Genomic DNA, 24,688 nt, shown 5'->3' on the forward strand with positions numbered 1-24,688 from the left:
CCTGTCCATGTCGTCATCCATTTCACCGGACCTCATTGCCGCCCTGGCCCCCACCGGCCGGCTCCGCGCCTCCATCAACCTGGGCAACCCCCTGCTGGCCCACCGCAAGACCGATGGCGAGCCGGACGGGGTGTCCGTGGACTTGGCCCGTGCATTCGCCGGTCAGCTGGGCGTGGAGCCCGAATGGCTGGTCTTCGACAAGGCGGCCGAGTCGGTCCAGGCCGTCAGGCAGGGCCATGCAGATATCGGTTTCTTCGCGGTGGATCCTTTGCGCGGGGAGGGCATCGTCTTCACGGCGCCCTATGTGCTGATCGAAGGCGCGTACCTGGTGCGGCACGACTCGCCCATCCACGACAACGCGCAGGTGGACCAGGCCGGAACGACGGTCACTGTGGGGCAGGGCAGTGCCTACGACCTTTTCCTTACGCGTGAACTGAAGGCTGCGCAGATCGTGCGCGCAGCCAATTCCCAGGCAGTGGTGGAAACCTTCCTGGCGCAATCGCTGGATGTGGCTGCGGGCGTGCGGCAGCAGCTGGAGGCCAATGCGCGCCAACACGCAGGGCTGCGCCTGCTGCCAGGGCGGTTCATGGTGATCCAGCAGGCCATGGGCCTGCCCGGCGGCCGGCCGGACGCGGCTGTGCGGTGCCTGCGGGATTTCGTGGAGGACATGAAAGCCCGGGGACTCGTGGCAGAAGCGCTGAAGCGGCATGGTGTCCAGGGCGCGTCGGTCGCTCCTGCGGCAGCGGCCACCTGATCCGCTGACGCCTGTATTTCCACTCCGACAGGCAGCTGGCCGACATCGGGCTGCTGTCCGTACCGACAGGCAGGTGGAGCCGTGACGCGGCAGCATCGGTGTTTTGCCTCCAAGGAGAACCGCCGTGCGATTCCTGTCGCTCCGTCATCCCGTCCCTTCCCCTTTCCGCGCCCGTCTTGCCCTGGCGGCCGTGATGCTGGCCTGTTCGGCATCCGGGCCCGCCCTGGCCCAGCAGACTGCGAAGCAGCCCGCGACTGCCTCGGCGCCCCTGCCGGAAAAAAAGACCCAGGATGCCTTGCGCTACACCTGCGGCGGTATCGGCCTGGACGAGTCCACTGCCATGCGTGCCGCGATGAAGTACCATCCCCTGTCGCTGCTGTTCGCGGCGGGTGGTGGCGACTACCTGGCGGACGTGCAGGTGAAACTGGTTCCCCAGGGCTGGGGCGATGCCGGGGCGCTTTCCTTCACCGCCACGGGCCCGGTCTGCCTGCTGGACCTGCCGGCGGGCAGCTATGAGGTGGAGGCCACGTCCGCCGGCAAGCAGAAGCGCCAGACGGTGATGGTGGACAAGGAGCCGAAAACGCTGGACTTCCGGTTCTGACGCCTGTCACCGCACTGTCAGCAGGTGCTGGACGATCTTCTCCCATTCCCCGGGCTCGACGGGGGTGATGGACAGGCGATTGCCGCGTTGGAGCACGCGCATGCCCGCCAGTGCCGGGTGTTCCCGCAGTTCGGCCAGGCCGACCAGGCGGGTTTTGCGCAGCGCCTGCACATCCAGCAGCAGCCACCGGGGTCGGGCGGGCGTGGACTTGGGGTCGTAGTAGGGCGACGCCGGATCGAATTGCGTCGGATCGGGCCGCGTGCCCGAGGCGACGCGCGCGATGCCGGCGATGCCCGGCTCGGGGCAGCTGGAGTGGTAGAACAACACCCCGTCGCCCACCTGCATCGCATCGCGCATGAAATTGCGCGCCTGGTAATTGCGCACGCCGGTCCAGGGCACCGTGGCACCGGGCGCCGCCAGCGCATCGTCGATGGAGCATTCATCCGGTTCGGACTTCATGAGCCAGTAACGGGGCGCGCCTGGTTCGGCACTGTCGTCGGAGGTGGGGGCGGGCGCTGTCATGGCCCGATTGTGCGCCGCCTGCCCGTACCTCCCCAGCGCGGATCACCATCTTCCGGAATGGCCAGGGGATTGCGCAACGGCTCCGACAAAGGGGCCAGCAGGGCGTGCAGGTCGTCTTCGCTGAATTTCGGAACGCCGGTGGTGTCGTGGCCCAGCACGCCGTCCGCCAGCGCCTGCTTGCGCGCCTGCAGCTCCAGCATGCGTTCCTCTATGCTGCCTTCGGCCACCAGGTGGTGGACGAAGACGGGCTTGTCCTGGCCGATGCGGTGGGCCCGGGCCGATGCTTGCTCCATCACCGCTGGATTCCACCAGGGGTCGAGATGGACCACCGTGTCGGCGGCCGTGAGGTTCAGCCCCGTCCCTCCGGCCTTCAGGCTGGCCAGCAGGATGGGGGCAGAGCCTTCTGCCGATGGATCCTGGAAACAGCGCACGACGGATGCGCGCTGGCGTGGCGCGGTGGCGCCCGTCAGCGCCAGCCAGGTCAGGCCAAGCGCGTCCAGCCTCTGTCCTGCGAGTTCGAGCATGCCCGTGAACTGCGAGAACACCAGCACCCGCCGTCCTTCGGCGACCAGCGCTGGCAACAGCTCGGCCAGCCGGTCCAGCTTGGCACTTTCCATGCCATGCGCGTCGGGCAGCCCCTTGACCAGCCGGGGATCGCAGCAGACCTGCCGCAGCTTGAGCAACGCGTCCAGGATGGTGATGAGCCCGCCTTCGAAGCCCCGGCGCTCGAGTACACGCCGCACCTGCTTGTCCGCGCCGGTGCGTACCGCCTCGTAGAGCTCGCGCTGCCGGCCCTGGAGCGCGACGCGCTCGGTGATGGTCGTGCGCGGCGGCAGTTCCGGTGCGACATCGTCCTTTCGGCGCCGCAGGATGAAGGGGCGCACGCGCCGGGCCAGCAACTCGGCGCGCAGGGTTTCACCGTTCTCCTCGATGGGTTTGCGCCAGCGCTGCGCGAAGCTGCGCGCGTTGCCGAGAAAGCCGGGCATGAGGAAGTCGAAATGCGTCCAGAGCTCGCCGAGGTGGTTTTCCAGAGGCGTTCCGGTGAGGCACAGCAGGTGTTCCGCGCGCAGCCGGCGCAGCACGCGCGCCCCCCGGCCGCCCGCGTTCTTGGCCATTTGCGCCTCATCGAGGATGAGCAGGTGCCAGGCCTGCGCCGCCAGTGCATCGGCATCCCGCCAGAGCAGGGGATAGGTGGTAAGGACGAGGTCGCTGGCGGCCGCGCGCGGAAAGTCGCGGGCCCTGTCGGGGCCGTGCAGCGCCAGCACGCGCAGGCCCGGTGCCATGCGCGCGGCCTCGGCCTGCCAGTTGAAGAGCAGGGAGGTCGGCACGACGACCAGCGCCGGCCGCTGCAGGCGGCCCGCCTCCTTTTCTGCCACCACGTGCGCCAGGGCCTGCGCGGTCTTGCCCAGGCCCATGTCGTCCGCCAGGATGCCGCCCAGCCCATGGGCGCGAAGGTACTGCAGCCAGTCCAGTCCCTCGCGCTGGTAGGGGCGCAGGGTGATGGCCAGGCCGTTCGGCACCGGCACCGGCTGTGGCGTGCCTTCGTCCCGCAGCCGCTGCGCGAGCTGTGCGAGTCCCGCGTCGCCCAGCAGTTGCCAGCCGAGATCGTGTCCGGTGTGCGCCTGCCTGCCTGCCACGCGGACGGACTGGTCCAGTGCCGCGCGCAGGGCCTCGATGCGCCGCGCCTCCCAGGCACCCAGCCGGAACGGATCGCCTGGACGCCGCTGGTGCAGCGCCGGGTCGGTGAGCAGGTCGACCATGGCCCCCACGATGGCCTTGAGCGGCGCGGCGGGTGCGTCGATGCGGCGCCCGCCTGGCGCGCGCAACTGGACCGTGGAGTGGTCATCGATGGCTGCCAGCGCGCGGGCATCCAGCCATCGCGGGTCGCGGCGCAACAGATCGGCCACCATGGGTGAGAGATCCAGGGTTTCTCCATCGATGTCCACGCCCAGGCTCAGCAGCCACGCCCCCTCGCGCTCCGGCAGCCGCAGCTTCTGCACGGGCCGCGTGCGGGGCTCCGCGGTGTCGACCTCCCGTCCGAGCACTTCGCCCGTGGCGTGGTCCAGGATGAGCCGCCACCGCGATACCGGAGTGCTTTCGTGCGCAAAGCCGGGGGCCAAGACCACCGACCACCCGGTGGCCCGCAGGCGCGGCACCGCGTCGGCCCAGAAGTCGCCGAAAGCCGCTTCCTGCGGCAGCGTCCACGCCGGTCCCGGAGGAATGGCAGCAACGGCGGCACCGTCCTGCACAGGTGCCTGTTCCGGCAGCGCACTGCCCACGAGGCCCAGTGCGTCGCCCGGCCCGCGCCACTGCAGCCGATCCGCGGGTACCGGCACGAGCCCCGTGTCGCGCAGGGCGTCCATGGCGTCGGCCTCGGCATGCACATCGCGGTGCAGCCACCCTCCCGCGGCGCCGGGCACGGCCATGCGCGCAGGTGGCCGCGTATTGAGGATGCTGGCGGGGGCGGGCACCGTCCAGAGGGTCCCATCTTGCAGCCGGTAGGTCCAGTCCACCCACGCCAGCGTCACCTGGCCACCCCGGGGACCCATGCCGCCGTGCGCCCGCATGCCCAGAAGGCCGTCGCCGCGGCCCAGCGTGCGCAGGGTGAGCCGGGGTTGGAAGGCGGACGCGCTGGAGGACGTTGGGACGGTGGCGGCACCGCCCGCTGAGGTGCCGTGTTGTGTCGGGGAGGCCTCCGGCACAAGCGATGCCTGCCTTGCAGCGCCTGCCTCCTGCAGCCGTTCCATGGCCTGGCGCGCCTGGACATCCGTCAGGGGTGGAAGGCTGGCCAAGGCCTCCGCACCGAGCGCTGCGCCCAGCGCGTCCACCCAGGCCTGCACGGCAGAGTCATCCGGCACGCCGGGGGGTGGGGGAGAAGGCAGCGGCGCGCCGGGAGGACGGGGCATGGCGGCATTGTGCAGCCAGGCCCGGGCGTCTGGCGCACCCGGGGTGGCGGCCTCAGTGCGCCGGGGGAGCACCCTCGCCAGGGGCGGGCAGCAGCAGCCCTGCCGCCTTGGCCACCTGCACGCAGTCGCGCAGGTGGAGTTCGCCCAGGTAGCGCAGCGTGGCGTAGCCCAGGGCTGCGGATACGGCCTGGCCTGCCAGGGGGACGAACTTGGCTGCCTGCTGGGCAGTGAGGCGCACACCGATGAGGCGCAGGGCGCGCATCACCAGTTCCCGCGTGACGATGCGGCCGATCAGTGCAGAGCCCACCATGCCCACGGCCTTCTGCACCTGCTCGCGCTTGTGCGGCGTGAGCCGGTCGATCTGTTCGGGCGTCAGGCCGAACTCGGCGTTGATTTCCGGGATGAGGCGGGTGAGCAGGGCCGCATCCACCGCCCAGTCGAGCCCGGGCACGGGAACGACGCCGGCAGCGGCCGCCATGAGGGCGCGGCGATGGAGAAGCTTCCGGCTGCGCCGCACCGCCGATTCCAGCGCCGGGTGGCCGCTGGCCATGGCGCCGGCATCCGGTGATGGTACGGAGCCGGCGGCCTCCTTGGAGTCGCGGGAAGGGGAGGAAAACGGACCGGCCATCGCCTTGTGGTGCAGCGGCTTGGTCAGGACTTGCTGCGGATCATGCCGTAGAGGACCAGCAGCACGATGGCGCCGACGATGGAGGCAATCCATCCCGCTGCCTCGCCCTGCTGGTACCAGCCCATGGCGACGCCTACATAAGTTGCCAGGAAGGAGCCTGCCACCCCGAGCAGCGAGGTCATGATCCAGCCGAGCTTGTCATCCCCGGGCTTCAGGGCACGGGCGAGCAGACCGACGACGAGGCCGACGAGCAGGGTACCGATCAGGGAAAACATGGCGTGCGATCGCTTTCGATGGAATAAGGGAAACGGGAGGGGGGAACGGCACGCGTCGCCGCATGCCCGTGCTTCAATCTACCCGGCCCGGCAGTACCGCCATGTCGGACAAGGCGCATAGCGGCCGCTGAGGGCTCTCCGTGTCTTTCCAATGTAGAACCGGTGTCGGAGCCTTCCCACATCCGGACGGGAGGGCTTCCGGTGGCAGGGGGTGGGCGGCACGTCTATTGTTTGAACCTGTGCAAGCCAGCGAAGGGTGCAAGGACAGAGAAACGGAGCGCGCCGCAGTCGGGTTCGAGCGCGGAAATCGAACCGCGGATCTTGGAAAACCGCTGCCCTGGACAGGGCGAGGAGATGACCGGATGGACTGCTGCCCAGCAGAACCAGACCACCCGGCAGGGCCGGGCGTGAAAGGCGATCAGTTCAGCGGGTTCTGTGCCGACGCGGACGGGGTGGCGACCGCCTGGTCTTCGCTGAGCACGCGGCGGGCACCGTTGAAGCGGCGTTGCCAGTATGAAGCGCTCATGTCTTCCACCCGGACTTCCGCACCGCTGCGGGGCGAGTGGATGAACTTGCCGTCGCCCAGATAGAGGCCCACATGGCTGTAGGCACGGCGCATGGTATTGAAGAAGACGAGGTCTCCGGGCTGGAGATCCTTCTTGTCGATGGTCTCGGTGGCTGCGGCCTGTTCATTGGCCCGGCGGGGAAGGGCAAGACCGATGGTCTGGCCGTAGATCGCACGGATGAAGCCGCTGCAATCGAACCCGCTGTCGGCCGTGTTGCCTCCACGGCGGTACGGGACACCGAGAAAGCCCATCGCAGTGGAGATCAGTTCGCCGGTACGGTCCTGAACGCTGGCCCGCACTTCACGCAGCTGATTGAGCACCTGGTGCCTGTCGATGAGGAATCGATCCAGGTCATCAGGCGCCGGAGTGGCTGCGTTGTTGTGGGGAGCGGCATGGGCGGTGGCGCAAACCAGTAACAAAAGGCAAATCCAACGTGACATGGGGCGCGAGGGTATCACGCGTTGGCCTTGTTTTAATTGCAAAAAATGTAGCTGCAGGTCTTTTTTCATGGCCTGGGGCTATCGCCGGGCGTGTCCCTGCGGCACGTTATCCGGTAACACCCCGGAGGCGGGATGGCCCTCTGTCCGACACAAGGAAGCGCTTTGAAAACACGCGACATCGGTGCAATTGCGAGGATTTCGCTGAAATTGTCCGCCTTTTGCATGGTCATGGCGGCAGGCCCAGGGAGTGCGGTGGCAGCGGAAACAGGCCTTCCGCCGGTCCGTCCAGTGGAATCTCCGGTGTCTGTCACAGTTGATGACATTACGGATGGGTTATCCAACCCCTGGGGGCTGGCATTTCTCCCTGATGGCCGTTTCCTCGTGACGGAACGGATCGGGCGGCTGCGGGTGGTGGAGGTCGACGGGAGGAAGGGGGATCCATTGCAAGGGCTGCCTCCCGTTGCCGCGGGCGGTCAGGGCGGGCTGCTCGACATCGCGACGGATGCGCAGTTCGAGCGCAACCGCCGCATCTTCTTCTGCTTCTCCGAGCCGGACGGGCGCAATGGCGATGTGAACAGCACGGCGTTGGCCAGCGCGATGCTGCCGCCGGGCGAAAAAGCGCTGCAGGATGTGCGCATCATCTTTCGCCAGCAGCCCAAGGTGGCGAGTCGCCTGCATTTCGGATGCCGCATCGCCCAGGCGGGAGACGGGTCGATCTTCCTCACGCTGGGTGAGCGCTTCGAACGCAAGGAGGATGCGCAGAAGCTGGACAACCACCTGGGCAAGGTCGTGCATGTGATGCCTGACGGCTCGCCCGCACCCGGCAATCCCTTCGTCGGGCGCTCGGGAGGGCTGCCCGAGATCTGGAGCTGGGGGCACCGCAATTCCCAGGGTGCGGTGATCGGGCCGGATGGCAGGTTGTGGATGCACGAGCACGGTCCGCAGGGCGGTGACGAAATCAATGTGCCGCAGGCCGGCCGCAACTATGGATGGCCCGTGGTCACCTTCGGCGAGAACTATGGCGGCGGAAAGATCGGCGAAGGGCTGACTCAGAAGGCCGGCAAGGAGCCGCCGCTGCATTACTGGGTACCGTCGATCGCCCCATCGGGCATGGCGTTCCTGACGAGCGATCGCTATGGGTCTGCATGGAAGGGCAGCCTGTTCGTCGGTTCGTTGAAGTTCGCGCGGCTGCACCGCCTGGAACTGAAGGACGGAAGGGTGGTGCGGGACGAGTTCCTGCTCTCGGGCCTGGGCCAGCGGATCCGCGATGTGCGCCAGGGACCCGATGGCTGGCTCTATGTGCTGACGGACAGTCCGCAGGGCCGGCTGATGCGGCTGCGTCCGCCCGGTTCCTGAGGGCGCGCCTTGCCGGACAGGCCGGCCATGTTGCGACAATGCACCTTTCCTTGTTCATGGCTTGCCTTTTCAAACAATGCTGCTTGATGCCCTCGAATCCCAACTCGTGCTGGTGGACTACCAGGAACGCCTGATGCCCGCCATCTCCGACGGCCCGTCCGTGCTGGCCAATGCGCGGCTGCTGGCGCAGGTGGCCGGTGCGCTCGACGTGCCCGTGTGGGGCACCGAGCAGAATCCTTCCCGGCTGGGCCCGAACGAAGCCGCGCTGCGGGCGCTCTGCCGCAGGACGCTGGCCAAGATGCAGTTCAGCGCTGCGGAAGAAGGCCTGGGCGAATGGCTGCGTCCGCCGGCCAGGCCGCAGCAGGGCGGCAACGCCCGCAGCCTGCCGCGCCACCTGCAAAAGCCCGCCCAGCCGCAGGCCGCGGCCGATGCGCGCGGCAGCATCGTGATCGCCGGCTGCGAGGCGCATGTGTGCCTGCTGCAGACGGCGCTGGACCTGCTCGAGGACGAGTTCGAGGTCTGGGTGGTGACCGACGCGTGCGGCTCGCGCACCGAGCGCAACCGTGATGCCGCGTTCGACCGGCTGGCGGGGGCGGGGGCGGAGCTGGTCACCACAGAAATGGTGGCGTTCGAATGGCTGCGGGGCTGCGAACACCCGGCATTCAAGGAAGTGCTTGCATTGGTGAAATAGCGGGTGGCGGCGCGGCTGTCAGCCTGCCGCAAGCGGGGGGTGAATGATGTGGTCTGCCACGCCTGCGTGCGAACATGCGCGGGCCATAACGACAAGCAGGAGACACCCATGGGCCGCTATGCCGATTTCCACCGCAGCTCCCTGCAGGAGCGCGACGCTTTCTGGGCCGAGCAGGCCCGCCTGATCGACTGGCAGGTGCCGCCCCGGCGCATCTGCAACTACGACCGGCCGCCGTTCGCGCGGTGGTTCGAGGGCGGCACCACCAACCTCTGCCACAACGCGGTGGACAGGCATCTCGCACAGCGCGGCAGCGAGGCGGCGCTGATCGCGATCTCGTCCGAAACGGATTCCGAGCGCATCTACAGCTTTGCCGAGTTGCATGCGGAGGTGCAGCGCATGGCGGCCACCCTGCGGTCGCTCGGGGTGCAGGCGGGGGACCGGGTGCTGATCTACATGCCGATGGTGGCCGAGGCCGCGTTCGCCATGCTGGCCTGCGCCCGCATCGGGGCGCTGCACTCGGTGGTGTTCGGCGGTTTCGCGTCGGGCGCGCTGGCTTCGCGGATCGACGATGCCGAGCCGGTGGCCATCGTCAGCGCGGACGCGGGCTCGCGCGGGGGCAAGGTGGTGCCGTACAAGCCGTTGCTGGACGAGGCGCTGCGGCTGTCGCGGCATCAGCCGGGCGCGGTGCTGCTCGTGGACCGGGGGCTGGCCCCGATGGAACTACTGCCTGGACGGGACCACCGCTGGGAGGATCTGCGGACGCGGCATCTGGACGCGCGGGTGGACTGCGAGTGGCTGGACGCGACCCATCCGAGCTACACGCTCTACACCAGCGGCACCACCGGCCGGCCGAAGGGTGTGCAGCGGGATACGGGCGGGTACGCGGTGGCGCTGGCGGCCAGCATGCGGCACATCTTCGATACCGGGGCGCAGGGTTCCGGTGGCGCCCAGGCCCCGGGCGTGTTCTTCGCCACCAGCGACATCGGCTGGGTGGTGGGGCACAGCTACATCGTCTATGGCCCGCTCATCGCCGGCATGGCGACGGTGATGTACGAGGGCCTGCCGATCCGTCCGGACGCGGGCGTCTGGTGGCGCATCGTCGAGCGGCACCGCGTGACGCACATGTTCTCGGCGCCCACGGCCGTGCGCGTGCTGAAGAAGCAGGATCCGGAATGGCTGCGGCGCTACAACCTGTCGAGCCTGAAGGCGCTGTGGCTGGCGGGCGAGCCGCTGGACGCCCCCACGGCGCAGTGGATCGGCGAGGCCCTGGGCGTTCCCATCGTGGACAACTACTGGCAGACGGAGACCGGCTGGCCGATCCTCACGCTGGCCAACGGGGTGGAGCCGCAGCCGTCCCGCGCGGGCAGCCCGGGCAAGGCCATGTACGGCTACGACGTGAAGCTGATCGACCAGGCCACGGCCGAGGAACTCACGGAGCCGGAGCGCAAGGGCGTGCTCGCCATCGAGGGGCCGCTGCCTCCGGGCTGCATGCAGACCGTGTGGCGCGACGACGAGCGCTTCGTCCAGACGTACTGGAAGAGCATTCCCGGGCGCCTGGTGTACAGCACGTTCGACTGGGGCATCCGGGACCGGGACGGCTACTACTTCATCCTGGGACGCACCGACGACGTGATCAACGTGGCCGGGCACCGGCTGGGGACCCGGGAGATCGAGGAGGCGATCGCCGCCCATCCGCAGGTGGCGGAGGTGGCCGTGGTGGGCGTGGCCGATGCGCTCAAGGGCCAGGTGGCGATGGCCTTCGCGGTGGCGCGCGATCCGGCGGCCGTGGCCGACGCATCAGACCGCCAGCGGCTGGAAGGGGATGTGATGCAGATCGTGGACCAGCGCCTTGGCGCAGTGGCCCGGCCTTCGCGCGTGCATTTCGTGACGCTGCTGCCCAAGACGCGCAGCGGCAAGCTGCTGCGCCGCGCCCTGCAGGCCGTGGCCGAGCAGCGCGACCCGGGGGACCTCACCACCATGGAAGATCCCTCGGCGCTGCAGCAGGTGCGGGACCTGCTGGCTGGAGCAGCGTAGTGCAGTGGGGCGGGGCGGTGCATGCACCGCCCCCGGCTCACCCGGCGGTGCGCAGCTGCGCGCGCAGGATCTTGCCCACGGGTGACTTCGGCAACTGCGTGCTGAAGACGATCTGCCGGGGCACCTTGTAGGCCGTGAGCTGCGTGCGGCAATAGCGCTCGATGGCCTCCGTGTCCAGCCCGGTGCCGCGGGGCACCACGTAGGCCCGTACGGCCTCCCCGGTGGCGGCATCCGGCACACCGACCACCGCCGCCTCGAGTATGCTGGGATGCGCCGCCAGCACGTCTTCCACTTCATTCGGATAGACGTTGAAGCCCGACACGAGAATCATGTCCTTCTTGCGGTCCACGATGCGCACATGCCCATCGGCATCCATTTGCGCGATGTCACCCGTGCGGAGCCAGCCATCGGCAATGGTGCTCGCGCTGTCCTGCGGCGAATTCAGGTAACCGGCGGCCACCTGGGGCCCTTGCACGAGCAGCTCGCCGCGTTCGCCGACGCCCAGGTCGTTGCCGTCTGCATCGACGATCCGCACCTGGCAGCCGGGCATGGGCAGGCCCACGGAGCCCGTGCGGGGTGCCCCGGTGGGTGGATTGCACGACACGATGCAGGTGGTTTCCGTCATGCCATAGCCTTCCAGGATGGGGCAGACCAGGGCCGTCCACGCCTGGGCGGTGGAGGGGCGCAATGCCGTTCCGCCCGAGAAGGCGAAGCGGAGCTTCGGGGGGCGCTCCTGAAACCAGGGTTCCCCGAGCAGCCCGGCGTAGAGCGTGTCCACGCCGGACATCCAGTCCACCTCGAAATCCTCGAAGGCGCGGCGCAGGTTGGCGACCGGCCTGGGATTGGGCACGAGCAGGTTTCTCGCGCCGAAGGTGAAGAACACCAGGAAGTTCACCATGAAGGCGAAGATGTGGTATAGGGGCAGCACGGTCAGGATGGTCTCGCCGCGGCGGGGGCCGTCATAGGCCTGCAGGAAATCCCGCGTCATCTGGAGCGTCGCGAGGATGTTCCGGTGGGTGATCACCGCACCCTTGCTGCGGCCCGTGGTGCCGCCCGTGTATTGGTACAGCGCGACCGGGTGGTTTCGCCAGGTGGGCCTGCTTCGCGCCTGTCCTGCCCGCAGGGCGTGCGCCATGCGGATGGGCGCCGCGTCCGATACCGGGCGGCCGGATGCCGGGAGCGCATCGCGGATGGCCGAGGCGACGGGCTCCGCAAAGAAATCCCACGGGCTGGCGGTCATGAGCCGGAGTCCCAGTTCCGCGGCGACGGGCTGTGCCACCTGCAGGAACAGTTCGGAGGCCAGGAGCAGCCTGGCGCCGGAGTCCTGCAACTGCAGCCTCAGCTCCCGCTCGGTGTACAGGGGGTTGACGTTCGTCACGATCAGCCCGGCCTTCCACGCGCCGAAGACCGCGATGGGATAGTGCAGGCAGGTGGGCAACTGCACGGCGATGACCTCGCCGGCTTCGAGCTCCATGTCGTGGACCAGGAAAGCCGCGAAGGCGTCGGACAGCGCATCCACGTCTTCGAAACTGTGGAAGGTGCTGGCACCCGTCGGGAGCACGAGGCCGAATGCAGGGTTTCCCTGGTAACGGCCTGCGGCTTCGGTGGCCAGCGTGGCGGCATTCGCGGGCAGGGACGCGAGGTCCACGTCGTAGCCGCGCAGGCTGGGGGGAAAGGAGGCTTCCCAGAGTCCTCGGTGCAGGGCGGTCATGTCTCCTGTGTCTCCATTCTTTTTCTTGGGCTCCCGACGTCAGGCCCGGGTCTTGAATGCGGGCATGGTGTCGGCAAGGCGCTTGCCCATTTCCGCGCCCAGGGCCTGAAGGCCGCTCATCGGACGCACCATGACCTCGAATTCCACGATCCGGCCCTCTTCATCGAAGCGGATGAGATCGATGCCCTTGAGGTCCTTGCCGGCGACGCTCGCGCTGAACTCCAGTACCACATTCAGGCCGTCGCCGCTGACCAGCTGGCGGTGGTAGGTGAAGTTCTCGAACACCTGGATCACGGTGGTCAGCGCCAGGATGAGCGCCGGGGCCGGCGCATAGGCCGTGTGCGCCATCGGCGAGCGGAATACCGCATCGGGATGGACGATGGTGTGCAGGTCGGCGAGATCCTTCCTGGCGATCATTGCGTGCCAGAAGTCGAGCGATGGGGCGACGGCGGGATGGGTGTGGGGTGGGGCCTGTGTCATGGAAATGTCTCCTCTGTGGATGGAACGACGGGATGGAAGGGGCCCTGTGGATCAGATGCGCGCGGCGAGGGTGGTGCCCTGGAGAATGGCGCGCTTGGCGTCCAGCTCGGCGGCCACGTCGGCGCCGCCGATCAGGTGCACGGAGCAGCCGGCGTCGCGCAGGGCGTCGTGGAGTTCTCGCAGCGGCTCCTGGCCGGCGCAGACCACGACGTTGTCCACCTCGAGCACCTGCGGCTGGCCATCCACGGTCACGTGCAGGCCGGCGTCGTCGATGCGGTCGTAGGATGCCCCGGACGTCATGGCGACGCGGCGGGCCTTGAGGGAGGTCCGGTGGATCCAGCCGGTGGTCTTGCCGAGCTGGTCGCCGACCTTGGTGGTCTTGCGCTGCAGCAGGTGCACCCGGCGTGCGGGCGGCTCGACCTGGGGTCGGCCCAGGCCACCCGGCTGCGCGTAGGTGGTGTCGATGCCCCATTCCTCGTAGAACCTGGCGGGGGCGACCGCGCCGCTCTCTCCGGCATGCGTGAGGAATTCGCCCACGTCGAAGCCGATGCCGCCCGCGCCGATGACCGCCACGCGCTGTCCCACGGGCTTGCCGTCGCGGAGCACGTCCAGGTAATTCAGGACCTTGGGGTGTTCCACGCCATCGATCGCGGGAATGCGCGGTGCGATGCCCGTGGCGAGGACCACCTCGTCGAAGCCGGCGCCGGCCAGTTCGTCCGCGCCAATGCGCTGGCCCAGCTTCACGGTCACGCGGTGCAGTTCGAGCTGGCGCCGGAAGTAGCGCAGCGTTTCATAAAACTCTTCCTTGCCGGGCACCTTCTTCGCGATATTGAGCTGGCCGCCGATCTCCGTGCCTGCATCGAACAGGGTGACGTCATGGCCGCGCTGCGCGGCCGTGACCGAGCAGGCGAGGCCGGCCGGGCCCGCTCCGACCACGGCGATGCGCTTGCGTGCCGAGGCGGGTTCGATCACCAGTTCCGTTTCGTGGCAGGCGCGGGGGTTGACCAGGCAGGAGGTGATCTTGCCGCCGAAGGTGTGGTCCAGGCAGGCCTGGTTGCAGGCGATGCAGGTGTTGATCTCGTCGGCACGACCCTGGCGGGCCTTGCGCACGAAATCGGCATCGGCCAGCAGCGGGCGGGCCATGGAGACCATGTCCGCGTAACCCCCGGCCAGCAGCCGCTCGGCCACTTCGGGCGTGTTGATGCGGTTCGAGGTGACGAGCGGGATGCCCACGTGGCCCATGACGCGCTGCGTGACCCAGGCGTAGGCCGCGCGCGGCACCTTGGTGGCGATGGTGGGAATGCGGGCTTCGTGCCAGCCGATGCCGGTGTTGAGGATCGTCGCGCCTGCTGCCTCGACGGCTTTCGCCAGTTCGATGACTTCTTCCTGCGTGGACCCGCCCTCGACCAGGTCCAGCATGGAAAGCCGGTAGATGATGATGAAGTTCCGGCCCACCCGCTCGCGGGTGCGGCGCACGATCTCGACCGGAAAGCGCATGCGGCGGGCGTAGCTGCCGCCCCATTCGTCGTCGCGGTGGTTGGTGCGTGCGGCGATGAACTCGTTGATGAGATAGCCCTCGGAACCCATGATCTCGACGCCGTCGTAGCCGGCGTATTGCGCCAGCGCGGCGCACCGCACGAAGTCGTCGATGGTCTGCTCGACCTCGTCCGCCGTGAGCGCGTGCGGCATGAAGGGGTTGATGGGGGCCTGCAGCGCGCTGGGCGCCACGAGTTGCGGGTGGTAGGCGTAGCGCCCGAAATGCAGAATCTGCATGGCGATCTTGCCGCCTTCGGCATGCACGGCCTGCGTGACGGTGCGGTGGTGCTCCGCTTCCCCTTCATCCACCAGCATGGCGCCACCCTGCATGGGCCGGGCACGTTCGTTGGGGGCAATGCCGCCGGTGACGATCAGGCCGACCTCGCCGCGTGCGCGCTCGGCATAGAAGGCCGCCATGCGATCGAAGCCATCGGGCGCTTCTTCCAGCCCCACGTGCATGGAGCCCATGAGCACGCGGTTGCGCAGGACGGTGAAGCCCAGGTCGAGCGGAGCATGCAGGTGAGGGTAGGGGGATCGTGGGTCCATGGCTGTCTGATTTGAAAGTTATCACCGATAAGATTTGGGCAATAAAAATGCGCCAAACGGTGGCGCATCGGCACGCAAGCCCATGGTAGGCCTTAATCTTATTGCTGTAAAGATACTTGCCTGTGCTAAGTTCCGCCACCCATGAAGACTTCCGCCCCGCGCTCTCGAGACACCTACCACGTGGGCAACCTCGCCCCGCGCCTGCTGGGGGCCGCGCGGGAGATGCTGGAGGAAGTGGGGCCCACGAAGCTCTCGTTGCGGGCCGTGGCCGAGCGGGTCGGCGTCAGTTCGGCCGCGGCCTACCACCACTATGCCCACCGGGCGGAGCTCATCGGGCATCTGGCGGGCGCAGGCTTTCGCGAACTGGCCGAGGCCATCGCCGGGCGCGAGAAGGAGGTCTCCGGCGTGCGCAAGCTGCGCGACGCCAGCCTGATCTACTTCCGCTTCGCGCGCAGCAATCCGGCCCTGTACCAGCTCATGTTCGGCGCGGAGTTCGCCACCGGCGAGATGATTCCCGAACTGCGCTCCGCACGGGAACTGGCCTTCGGCGAGCTGAGGAGCACGATCGCCGAGGTGCTCGGAAGGGATGTGCAGACCCCCGAGGTACGCAGGGCTGCCCGCGCAGCCTGGTCCTATACGCACGGGCTCACGTCGCTCGTGATCCATGGCGTGCTGCATATCCCGGCAGGCATGACGGAGGAGCGTTTCCTCGACGGCACGCTGCAGGGCCTGGGGCATCTCTTCCAGATGGGAGCGCAAGGCGGCTCCGAAGCGGGCTGACTGCGCTCCGCGGCTTGCAGGCGGCTACAGGCCGGCGTCAGACGACCACGGGCGGGCGCCAGGTTTCCGGGGCGCGCCACTGCACCACCCAGCCGGGAAATTCCTCGGGAGGCATGGGCCGGGAGATGCAGTATCCCTGGGCCAGGGTGCAGCCCAGGCGCATCAGGGTCAGGCCCTGGGCCTCCGTTTCCACGCCCTCGGCCACGATGGAATAGCCGAAGGAGCGCGCGAGCCCGATGACGCCCTGCACGATGGCGTAGTCGCCCCGGTCGCTCATCATGCCGTGCACGAAGCTGCGGTCGAGCTTGAGCGTGTCCATGGGCAGCCGGCGCAGGTAGGACAGCGACGAATAGCCCGTCCCGAAGTCGTCGAGGGACACGGTGATGCCGAGTTCACGCAACTGCGTCAACTGCGGCGCCACGTGGTCCATGTCGTAGAGTGCCGCGCTTTCGGTGATTTCCAGGTCGAGCAGGCGGTGCGGTATGCCGGGCCGCTGGGCCATGCGGCCTGCCAGCCACTGCGCGAACCCTGGCTGCTGCAGGTGGCGCGCCGAGATGTTCACGCTCACCGGCAGTTCCAGGCCGCCGGCACGCAGTTGCTCGATCAGGTCCAGCGCCGAATCGACCACCCATTCACCGAAGGCGGCTTCGAGTTCCGCGCCTTCGATCAGATGGAGGAAGGCACCCGGCGCCAGGATGCCCTGGCCGGGGTGCTTCCACCGGGCCAGCGCTTCCGCGCCGACGACGGTGCCGGAGCGCATGTCCACCTTGGGCTGCAGGTAGAGCATGAACTGTCCCCGGGCCAGGGCTTCGCGCATGCGCTCGGCCTGCTCGCGCAGCGTCTGCCGGGCGCGTTCCTGCGCGGCGTCGAAGGGTTGCACCCGGTTGCGCCCGCCCTGCTTGGCGCCATACATCGCATGGTCTGCATGGCGCAGCAGCGTGTCGGCATCGGAGGCGTCTTCCGGATAGAGCGTGTAGCCCACGCTGGCCGTGACGGTGACACGCTCCGTGCCCAGCGTGTAGGGGGCGGCGAGATTCTCCATGAGGCGGCGCAGCAGCTGTTCGGCATCGGCGCGCGATTGCAGCTCGGGCATCAGCAGCACGAATTCGTCCCCGCCGAGCCGTGCCACACAGTCCACGGGCCGCAGGGCCCGGGTGAGCCGGCCGGCCACGATCACCAGGAGCCGGTCGCCCGCGCTGTGGCCCAGCCGGTCGTTCACGGGCTTGAATCCATCGAGGTCCAGGTAGGCCACGCCCAGTTGCCATCCGCCGGCGCGTGCCTGCGCCATGGCCTGCTCCAGGCGGCGTGCGAGCTGCACCCGGTTGGGCAGGCCGGTGAGCGCATCGAAATGGGCCAGTTGCTGGAGCATGTCCTCCTGCACGCGCTGGCTGGTCACGTCGATGGAGACGCCGAGCATGCGCCCGGGGCGGCCCCGTTCGTCGTAGCCCACGATCTTGCCGAGGTTGCGCACCCAGCGGCCCGCGGGAGCGCCCGGGGGCGCGGACGGGCTGGGCGCCACCTGCCAGGTCGCATCGAAGTGGGAGTCGGGGTGGGCGACGTGCCGCTCCAGGGCATCGGTGACGTTCTCGATGTCGGCGGGCGCCATGCCGCTGGTCCAGTGCACCCCTGTGCCCCCCGGAGGCTCGGCGGTGGCTGCCATGCCGTGCAGTTCGCGCCAGCGCGCATCGCCCGTGACCGTGCCCGTGGAAATGTTCCAGTCCCACAGGCCGAGTGAGGCCGCCGACAGGGTGAGCGACAGCAGCGCCTCGCGGTCGCGGATGAGGTCTTCGTTGCGCTTGCGTTCGGTGATGTCGTGCGCGGAGACCAGCCAGACGGGGGTTCCGTCGAGCTCGGCGGCATGTAGGGACTGCAGCAGGGTGCGGTCGCCGCCGGTGCGCGGATGGATCGTGATTTCGAGCGCGTTGTGGACGGTACGGCCGCTCATGGTGTCGAGCAGCTGCCGGCGGCCTTCCGCGGAGAACAGGCCGAGCTCCACGGCCGTGCGGCCCAGCGCCTGGTCGCGCGGAATGCCGGTCAACCGCTCCCAGGCCTCGTTGACCATCAGGTAGGCGCCATCCGCGCGGCGCGACATGAGCACGGGGTACGGCATCAGCTCGAAGATGCGCATGAAGCGGTCTTCGGACTGGCTCAGCCGCTCGGCCGCGCGCTTCCACTCGTCGATGTCCTGCATGACGCCCCGCACGCCGGTGACGGCGCCGGCTTCGAGCACCGGTTCGGCATGGACGCGTACCCAGACCGCACGGCCGTCGTCCGCCCTCAGGATCTGCGCCTCGCAGGACCATCCCACGGCGTTCTGGTGGCCGCGCCGGAACAGGTCCGCCAGGGTGTTCCTGAACGGCGCGGCGACGAAGTCGCGCAGGTATTCGACGGGCCCGGGCAGCAGGCCGCCGCGGGGCAGGCCGTGGATGTCGAAGCACACGTCCGACCAGTACACCAGCCCCTGGCCGTGCCGGTGCTCCCAGACGCCCAGGCCCGCCATGCGGCCGGCCTGCACCAGCAGGCCGTGGGCGGCAGCCAGCTGGTCGTGCGCGCGCTGCGTGGCGGACAGGTCCTGGAAGACCGAAACGATGCATTCTTCGCCGCCGATGCTGGCACGGCTGGCCGAAAACAGGCCCGGCACGACCCGCATGCCCGCGACCTGCACCTGGATGGGCATCCTCTGCACGCGGCCTTCGCGGCGCAGGGTGGCCAGCATGTCCTCCCGCGCCTGCTGCGACGGCCAGAGCCCGAGTTCGAGCGACGTGCGGCCGACGGCGGCGGCGCGGGGGATGCCGAACAGCGCGGAGAAGGCCGGGTTGACGTCGATGCAGCGGCCGTCTTCCAGGCGGGTGATGCAGGCCGGATCCGGCAGTATTTGATAAACGACGGAGTGCTGCTCTTCGGAGAGCCTGACGTCGTCCTGCACCTGTCGCAGGGCCGTCGCGTCCAGGTGGATGCCGGCCATGCGGAGCACCTTGCCCTGGGCGTCGCGCTCGCACACCTGCCCGCGGGAGATGATCCAGCGCCAGCGGCCCTCGGTGTCCCGCATGCGGTATTCCACGCTGAAGGTGGATTCGAGCCCGGCCACCATGTGCTGCAGCTGCGCGGCGAGCCGTTCGGTGTCATCCGGATGGCGCAGGGTGGTCCATCGGTCCACGTGGCAGCCTTCGCCGCCGGGCTCGATGCCGAGTGCTTCATAGACAGGGCCGTGGCAGACGAGGCGCCGCTCCTGGACGAACCATTCCCAGCGCCCCCCGCCGCTGGCGTCCAGCATCGCGTTCAGGTCGGACTGCTGGCGCCCGAGCGTATTGGCCGCCTGCGCACGGCCGAGCACCAGTTTCGCGCCCCCTCCCAGGAGCAGCACCCCAGCAAACCCGGCCCAGGGCGCGTGGCCGCCCCATGCGCGTGCGACGAGTGCCAGCATGAGCCCCAGGCCGGCGAGGTCCAGCCAGGACATCCGGGGCGGGAGGCGGCGCTGTGCCAGGCGCCATGCGAGGCCCAGCGCGCAAGCCACTGCGAGCAGGCCGGCCGCCTGCGGCGTGGCCGCGGGCAGCAGCACGGCGCTGCCCAGGGCCGCCACCAGGGCACTCACCGCGCCGGCCTGCAGGCCGAAGCAGAGCGCCGCGACGGCCGTGGGGACGGCGTCCATCCAGGCGGCGGTGGCCAGGGAACCCCATGAGGCCGCGCCTGCGGCCAGGCCTGCGAGCACGGGGAGGATGCGCCGGGAGGACGCACCGGCCAGGAGGCGCGGAGGCACGGCGGCCAGCAAGCCCACCAGTGCCAGGTGGAGCCAGAAGGAGAGGCCCGCTTCACCCGCCATGGAGCGCCCCCCGTGCAATGCCTGGCGCTCCGGACCGGACGGCCGGGAGTGCTCGGGCTTGGCGGGCAATGTCGGGCATATGGCCGAGTTTAGGCGCTCGCGGAGCGATCCTGGCGGCAATTGCTGCCACGATTCCACAAATTATCGGGCTGCCGCAGCGCGAAGCGCCGCGGCTTGCGGATCAGCGTCCGCGCGGGCGTACCAGCCCGGTGGAGAGCATGGTGCCGCACACGATGACCGCGCCGCAGCCGAGCATCCATGGCGTGATCGATTCGCCCAGGAACAGGGCGCCGTAGGCCACCGCGAACACGGGGGCCAGGAAAGTCACGGCGAGCGCCCGGCTCGGCCCGGCATGCGCGATCAGGCGGAAGTACAGGATGTAGGCGATGCCCGTGCACAGCACGGCGATGGCGATGACCGCGGCCCAGGCCCCGGGGCCCGGGGCGCGCGCCGGCCAGGACCACAGCGCGGGCAGGGCGAGCGCGAGGGTGGCGCCCAACTGGCTGCCCGTGGCGGTGGCCAGTGGCGGCAGCCCCACCAGGTGCTGCCGGGCATAGCTGGCGCCCACGGCATAGCAGGTGGTGGCAAGGAGGCAGGCGCCGACCGCCCAGATGGCATGGTCCGATTTGAAACCGATCGCGGCGGGCGCGCGCCAGGCCAGCAGTGCCACGCCAGCGAAGCCGATCGCCAGTCCGGCCCATCGCAGCCGGCCGATGCGGTCGCCGAGCCATGCCCAGGCCACGAGCGCGCCGAACAGCGGCACGGTGGCATTCAGAATGGACGACAGCCCCGTGGTGATGTGCAGCACGGCCCAGGCATAGAGTGCGAACGGGATGGCGGAGTTGATGACGCCGCCCAGCAGGATCGGCTTCCAGTGGCGGCGCAGCGCGGGCCACTGGCCCTGGCGCAGCAGGATGGGCCAGAGGAACAGGGTGGCCAGCGACACGCGCAGCCCCGCCGTGGGCAGCGGGCCGAATTCGGACGCGCCCAGGCGCATGAAGAGGAAGGAGGCGCCCCAGAGGGCGGAAAGCAGCAGGAATTCGCCGAGCCAGTGGCGGGCGGGCAGCACGCCGGCCGCCGCGTTCACGCAGCCACCCCGGTGCGCGGGCCGGCGGTGCCGCAGGCGGTGGCGTCGCCCTCCGGCCAGAGGGGCAGGGTGCGCAGGTGGTCCGGAAGCGCTCCTTCCAGCCGCAGCAGGGCGGTTTTGCGCGGCAGGCCGCCGGCGTACCCGGTGAGGGTGCCGTCCGACCCGAGCACGCGGTGGCACGGCACGATCACGCTGACCGGATTGCGCCCGACCGCCGCGCCCACGGCCCGCACTGCGAGCGGACGGCCCAGGGCGCGGGCCAGGGCCGCATAACTGGTGACGGCGCCGTGCGGTATCTCCACGAGAGCCTGCCAGACATCGCGCTGGAAGGCGGTACCGGCCGTGAGATCGAGCGGAATGTCGAACCGGCTGCGCCGGCCTTCCAGGTATTCGCGCAATTGCAAGGCCGTGGCGGCCAGGACCGGGTGCGAAGGGTCTTGGGGCCAGGCTCCGGGGCCGTCGAGGCGGCCGGTGGGCTGGTGGCGCTGGCCGTCGAACCAGATCCCGGCCAGGCCCGCGGCCGAGGCAGCGAGGCGGATGTCGCCGAGCGGGCTGGGGATGCGCATCTGGACGAGGGCAGCGGGAGAAGCAGTAGGGAGCGGCATGGCGGGAGTCTGTCGGTGGAAAGGGAGGGATCGGAGGAGCCGGGAGCGTGGCGTGCGGTCAGGGACCGTGCGGTCAAGGCGGCGGCGGCCGGGTTCCGGCCGGCTCCGGGCTGCCCGTGCCGGCCCAGGCACGCACGACGGCGTAGCTGCGCCACGGCCGCCATGCCCGGGATGCTTCCTCCGCCGCCCGGGCCGGCCGGGGGGCGGACTGCACCGCCAGTGCCTTGTGCAGCGCGACGTCGCCTGCGGGAAAGGCGTCGGGCCACCGCAGCGCGCGCATGGCAATGTACTGCGCCGTCCAGTCGCCGATGCCGGGCAGGGTACGCAGGGCAGCGACGGTGGCTTCCACATCGGCCGCGGCGTGCAGTGCGAGACGGCCTTCCGCCACCGCGCGGGACAGCGCCAGGATGGCCGCCTGGCGCTGTCGCACGATGCCGAGCCGGCCCAGCGCGTCGCCGTCGCAGCCGGCCAGCACCGAAGGTGCTGGGAACAGCCGGCAGAGATCCGGCCAGGGGGTGGCGATGGGCTCGCCCCAGCGCTCCACCACGCGCTGCGCCAACGTGCGTGCCGCGGCGACCGTGACCTGCTGGCCGAGCACCGCGCGCACGGCCAGCTCGAAGCCATCCCACGCGCCCGGGACGCGCAAGCCGTCGCCGTGCGGGAAATCGCCGTGCAGCACGGCATTGATCGCCTCGGGGTCCGCGTCCAGGTCCAGCATGCCGCGCACCCGGGCGATGACACCCGGCAGGGCTGGCAGGAGGCTGCTGGAGACGGTCAGGACCACATGCGGCTTCGGCGCACCGCCCCGAGCGGCTGCCGTGCCGCCGTCGAAGCGCGCCGCCAGCCAGCCGGTGCACTCGCGTCCTTCCGCGTCCGCCAGCCTGGCCGTGCGGCGCAGTTCGAGGCCCGCGGCCGCATCCACGGCTTCCATGCCCTGGATGCGTCGCTGCGCGAAAAAGCCCAGCAGGGCCGCGATGTCCAGCGGCGGCCGGTAGGCCAGGCGCACCGCGCCGGTGCCCGGGCCCGCAGCGGCAGGGCTGCCCGCGCGGCGCAGCGCGGTGGGCTGGAGGCGGTAGTGTTCGGAAAAAGCGGCATTGAAGCGCCGGACGCTCCCGAAGCCGCTGGCCAGCGCGACCTGGGTGACGGGCAGGTCGGTATCGGTGAGCAATTGCTTGGCCGTCAGCAGCCGGCGCGTCTGCAGGTACTGGAGCGGCGAGATGCCCAGGGCTGCCTCGAACACGCGGCGCAGGTGCCGGTCGCTCACGCCCAGGCGGGCTGCCAGGCGCTGGATGGGAGCGCTGCCGCTTCCTGCCGCAGGGGCGTCCCAGGCACCTTCCGCATCCAGGAACCGCAGGGCCTCGCGCACCAGGATGTTGCGTGCGTCCTGCACGGACCAGGCCGGCACGCGCGGAGCCAGTTCCGGCCGGCAGCGCAGGCAGGGCCGGAAACCGGCATTTTCCGCCTGGGCGGCCAGTGCAAAAAAGCGGCAGTTCTCGCGGCGCGGCGTGCGGACCGCACAGACGGGCCGGCAGTAAATGCCCGTGGACGTGACGCCGGTGAAGAACCGCCCGTCGAACCGCGCATCGCGTGCCGCAAGGGCCAGGTAGCGTCCGTCGTCCAGCGCATCGGCGCTGGGCGGGGCGGCAGGGGCGTCGGGCGATTGCATGCAGGCCATCATAGGCGCCGGCCGGCGGGGCGCTGGCCGTTTCCGGACCTGTGCCTGCTGCCCCGGGGGGGCCTGGGTGGCGGGCGCCAAGAAGCGGCCTCCGCCTACGCGTGGCCCGCCTGCCGGGCATGTGCGCGACGCCTACAATCCCCGCGAATCCGCAGATGGCGCGCCTCCGTTACCCGGGAGCGCGCCGCATCCGCTCCACCGGCCCATGCACTGCCGCGCCGGCCCCATCCGGGCGCCGTGGCCGCAGTGCGGGCCTGCCAGCAAAGGAACCATCCCGTGCAGCTTCATTCCGCCATTTTCAAGGCCTACGATATCCGCGGCGTCGTGCCGACCACCCTGACCGAAGATGTCGCGCGCGCCCTGGGCCGTGCATTCGGCACGGCGGCCCGCCGCGAAGGCCAGGCCACCGTGGCGGTGGGACGCGACGGGCGGCTGTCCGGCCCTGCGCTGTCCCGCGCGCTGATCGAAGGGCTGGTGGATGCCGGCATCGAAGTGATCGACGTCGGCGCCGTGACCACGCCGATGCTGTACTTCGCGGCCCACACCCTGTGCCAGAGCGGCATCCAGGTGACGGGCAGCCACAATCCCAAGGACTACAACGGCTTCAAGATGGTGCTGGCCGGCCGCGCCATCTACGGTGAGGAAATCCAGGGCCTGCGCCGCACGATGGAAGAGGAAAGCTGGGACCTGCAGCCCGGCGGCTCGGTGCGGCAGGCCGACGTGCTGGCCGCTTACGTGCAGCGCATCACGTCCGACGTGAAGCTCGAGCGCCCCATCAAGATCGTGGTGGACAGCGGCAACGGCATCGCGGGCGCCTCGGCACCGGGCATCTTCCGTGCGCTGGGCTGCGAAGTGATCGAGCTGTTCTCACAGGTAGACGGCAACTTCCCCAACCACCATCCCGATCCCAGCAAGCCCGAGAACCTGCGCGACCTGATCCGCGCGCTGCAGGAGAGCGACGCCGAGCTGGGCCTGGCCTTCGACGGCGACGGCGACCGGCTGGGCATCGTCACCAAGGATGGGCAGAACATCTTCCCCGACCGCCAGATGATGCTGTTCGCGCGCGACGTGCTCTCGCGCGTGCCGGGTGCTCCCATCCTGTTCGACGTGAAGTGCACCCAGCGCCTGGCGCCGGCCATCGAGGCCGTGGGCGGGCAGGCCGTGATGTACAAGACGGGTCATTCGCTCATCAAGGCGCGCATGAAGGAGCTCGATTCGCCCCTGGGCGGCGAGATGAGCGGCCACATCTTCTTCAAGGAACGCTGGTTCGGCTTCGATGACGGCACCTACGCCGGCTGCCGCCTGCTCGAGATCCTGAGCCGCCATGACGACCCGAGCGCAGTGCTCAACGACCTGCCCACCAGCCATTCCACGCCCGAGCTGAACGTGGCCTGCGAGGAAGGAGAACCCCACCGCCTGACAGCCGAACTGCAGGCGCTGGCGCAGAGCGCATTCCCGGAGCCGGCGCGCATCAGCACCATCGACGGCCTGCGCGTGGACTGGCCGGACGGCTTCGGCCTGATCCGCGCGAGCAACACCACGCCGGTACTGGTGCTGCGTTTCGAAGGGCATACGCCCGAGGCGCTGCACCGCATCGAAGGCGCCATGCTGGAGCTGCTGCAGCGCGTGAAGCCCGGCGCCGCTCCGGGCGCGGCCGCGCATTGAGGACCGTGGC

19 protein-coding genes are annotated in these 24,688 nt (G+C 69.6%); 7 read left to right on the top strand and 12 right to left on the bottom strand.

All coding sequences use genetic code 11. The annotated features are described in order from the left end of the window. Nucleotides 1-7: 7 nt before the first annotated feature. Together ACAV_RS11895 and ACAV_RS11900 are read left to right on the top strand one after the other, a co-directional pair. The gene (locus tag ACAV_RS11895; protein WP_013594820.1) at nucleotides 8-754 is read left to right on the top strand and encodes an ABC transporter substrate-binding protein; all 747 of its coding nucleotides are present in this window, start codon (nucleotides 8-10) and stop codon (nucleotides 752-754) included. A gap of 124 nt (nucleotides 755-878) precedes the next feature. After that, nucleotides 879-1,355: a hypothetical protein gene (locus ACAV_RS11900; RefSeq protein WP_013594821.1), complete on the top strand. Its 477-nt coding sequence runs from the start codon at nucleotides 879-881 to the stop codon at nucleotides 1,353-1,355. 6 nt (nucleotides 1,356-1,361) lie between these two features. Here ACAV_RS11900 and ACAV_RS11905 read toward each other — a convergent pair whose 3' ends face one another. The 5 genes from ACAV_RS11905 to ACAV_RS11925 all read right to left on the bottom strand — a co-directional run bounded on the left by ACAV_RS11905 (nucleotide 1,362) and on the right by ACAV_RS11925 (nucleotide 6,692). Continuing rightward, nucleotides 1,362-1,877: an EVE domain-containing protein gene (locus tag ACAV_RS11905; protein ID WP_013594822.1), complete on the bottom strand. Its 516-nt coding sequence runs from the start codon at nucleotides 1,875-1,877 to the stop codon at nucleotides 1,362-1,364. Further along, a complete protein-coding gene (locus ACAV_RS11910; RefSeq protein WP_244875541.1) occupies nucleotides 1,874-4,783 on the bottom strand; it encodes a DEAD/DEAH box helicase in 2,910 nt (969 codons plus the stop codon). The genes ACAV_RS11905 and ACAV_RS11910 overlap by 4 nt, the downstream gene beginning before the upstream one ends. A gap of 52 nt (nucleotides 4,784-4,835) precedes the next feature. After that, nucleotides 4,836-5,333: a hypothetical protein gene (locus ACAV_RS11915; protein ID WP_013594824.1), complete on the bottom strand. Its 498-nt coding sequence runs from the start codon at nucleotides 5,331-5,333 to the stop codon at nucleotides 4,836-4,838. A gap of 101 nt (nucleotides 5,334-5,434) precedes the next feature. Beyond that, on the bottom strand, nucleotides 5,435-5,686 hold the full coding sequence (locus tag ACAV_RS11920) for a GlsB/YeaQ/YmgE family stress response membrane protein (protein WP_013594825.1): 252 nt from the start codon (nucleotides 5,684-5,686) through the stop codon (nucleotides 5,435-5,437). 418 nt (nucleotides 5,687-6,104) lie between these two features. Continuing rightward, on the bottom strand, nucleotides 6,105-6,692 hold the full coding sequence (locus ACAV_RS11925; RefSeq protein WP_013594826.1) for a C40 family peptidase: 588 nt from the start codon (nucleotides 6,690-6,692) through the stop codon (nucleotides 6,105-6,107). 222 nt (nucleotides 6,693-6,914) lie between these two features. On the opposite strand from ACAV_RS11925, the gene ACAV_RS11930 reads away from it, so the two are divergent. From ACAV_RS11930 to ACAV_RS11940, 3 genes are all read left to right on the top strand, one after another. Further along, nucleotides 6,915-8,048: a PQQ-dependent sugar dehydrogenase gene (locus tag ACAV_RS11930; protein WP_013594827.1), complete on the top strand. Its 1,134-nt coding sequence runs from the start codon at nucleotides 6,915-6,917 to the stop codon at nucleotides 8,046-8,048. A 76-nt stretch (nucleotides 8,049-8,124) separates the two neighbouring features. Further along, entirely contained in the window at nucleotides 8,125-8,739 is a 615-nt protein-coding gene (locus tag ACAV_RS11935) for an isochorismatase family protein (RefSeq protein WP_013594828.1), read from the top strand. Nucleotides 8,740-8,805: 66 nt separating this feature from the next. After that, entirely contained in the window at nucleotides 8,806-10,773 is a 1,968-nt protein-coding gene (locus ACAV_RS11940; protein WP_225981742.1) for a propionate--CoA ligase, read from the top strand. Between the two features lie 37 nt (nucleotides 10,774-10,810). On the opposite strand, the gene ACAV_RS11945 is transcribed toward ACAV_RS11940, so the two are convergent. The 3 genes from ACAV_RS11945 to ACAV_RS11955 are packed head-to-tail and all read right to left on the bottom strand — an operon-like array spanning nucleotide 10,811 to nucleotide 15,046. Then, complete coding sequence (locus ACAV_RS11945) at nucleotides 10,811-12,484, bottom strand: AMP-binding protein (protein ID WP_013594830.1); 1,674 nt, start codon at nucleotides 12,482-12,484, stop codon at nucleotides 10,811-10,813. A gap of 39 nt (nucleotides 12,485-12,523) precedes the next feature. Further along, a complete protein-coding gene (locus tag ACAV_RS11950; RefSeq protein WP_013594831.1) occupies nucleotides 12,524-12,964 on the bottom strand; it encodes a nuclear transport factor 2 family protein in 441 nt (146 codons plus the stop codon). A 51-nt stretch (nucleotides 12,965-13,015) separates the two neighbouring features. Next, complete coding sequence (locus tag ACAV_RS11955; RefSeq protein ID WP_013594832.1) at nucleotides 13,016-15,046, bottom strand: NADPH-dependent 2,4-dienoyl-CoA reductase; 2,031 nt, start codon at nucleotides 15,044-15,046, stop codon at nucleotides 13,016-13,018. Nucleotides 15,047-15,187: 141 nt separating this feature from the next. Between ACAV_RS11955 and ACAV_RS11960 the strand changes: the two genes are divergently transcribed. Beyond that, nucleotides 15,188-15,826: a TetR/AcrR family transcriptional regulator gene (locus ACAV_RS11960; protein WP_013594833.1), complete on the top strand. Its 639-nt coding sequence runs from the start codon at nucleotides 15,188-15,190 to the stop codon at nucleotides 15,824-15,826. 37 nt (nucleotides 15,827-15,863) lie between these two features. Here the strand turns inward: ACAV_RS11960 and ACAV_RS11965 are convergent, their stop codons facing one another. The 4 genes from ACAV_RS11965 to ACAV_RS11980 all read right to left on the bottom strand — a co-directional run bounded on the left by ACAV_RS11965 (nucleotide 15,864) and on the right by ACAV_RS11980 (nucleotide 23,016). Beyond that, on the bottom strand, nucleotides 15,864-19,646 hold the full coding sequence (locus ACAV_RS11965) for a sensor domain-containing protein (protein WP_013594834.1): 3,783 nt from the start codon (nucleotides 19,644-19,646) through the stop codon (nucleotides 15,864-15,866). Nucleotides 19,647-19,827: 181 nt separating this feature from the next. Then, on the bottom strand, nucleotides 19,828-20,733 hold the full coding sequence (locus tag ACAV_RS11970) for a DMT family transporter (protein WP_013594835.1): 906 nt from the start codon (nucleotides 20,731-20,733) through the stop codon (nucleotides 19,828-19,830). Then, nucleotides 20,730-21,338, bottom strand: a complete 609-nt coding sequence (locus ACAV_RS11975) for a methylated-DNA--[protein]-cysteine S-methyltransferase (protein ID WP_013594836.1) — start codon at nucleotides 21,336-21,338, stop codon at nucleotides 20,730-20,732. Before ACAV_RS11975 ends, ACAV_RS11970 begins: the two co-directional genes overlap by 4 nt. Nucleotides 21,339-21,411: 73 nt before the next feature. Beyond that, nucleotides 21,412-23,016 (bottom strand): DNA-3-methyladenine glycosylase 2 family protein, encoded by a 1,605-nt coding sequence (locus ACAV_RS11980; protein WP_013594837.1) that lies wholly within the window; start codon nucleotides 23,014-23,016, stop codon nucleotides 21,412-21,414. A gap of 273 nt (nucleotides 23,017-23,289) precedes the next feature. Between ACAV_RS11980 and ACAV_RS11985 the strand changes: the two genes are divergently transcribed. Continuing rightward, on the top strand, nucleotides 23,290-24,678 hold the full coding sequence (locus tag ACAV_RS11985; protein WP_013594838.1) for a phosphomannomutase/phosphoglucomutase: 1,389 nt from the start codon (nucleotides 23,290-23,292) through the stop codon (nucleotides 24,676-24,678). Nucleotides 24,679-24,688: the final 10 nt, after the last annotated feature.

The organism is Paracidovorax avenae ATCC 19860, assembly GCF_000176855.2.
GTDB lineage: Bacteria > Pseudomonadota > Gammaproteobacteria > Burkholderiales > Burkholderiaceae_C > Paracidovorax > Paracidovorax avenae.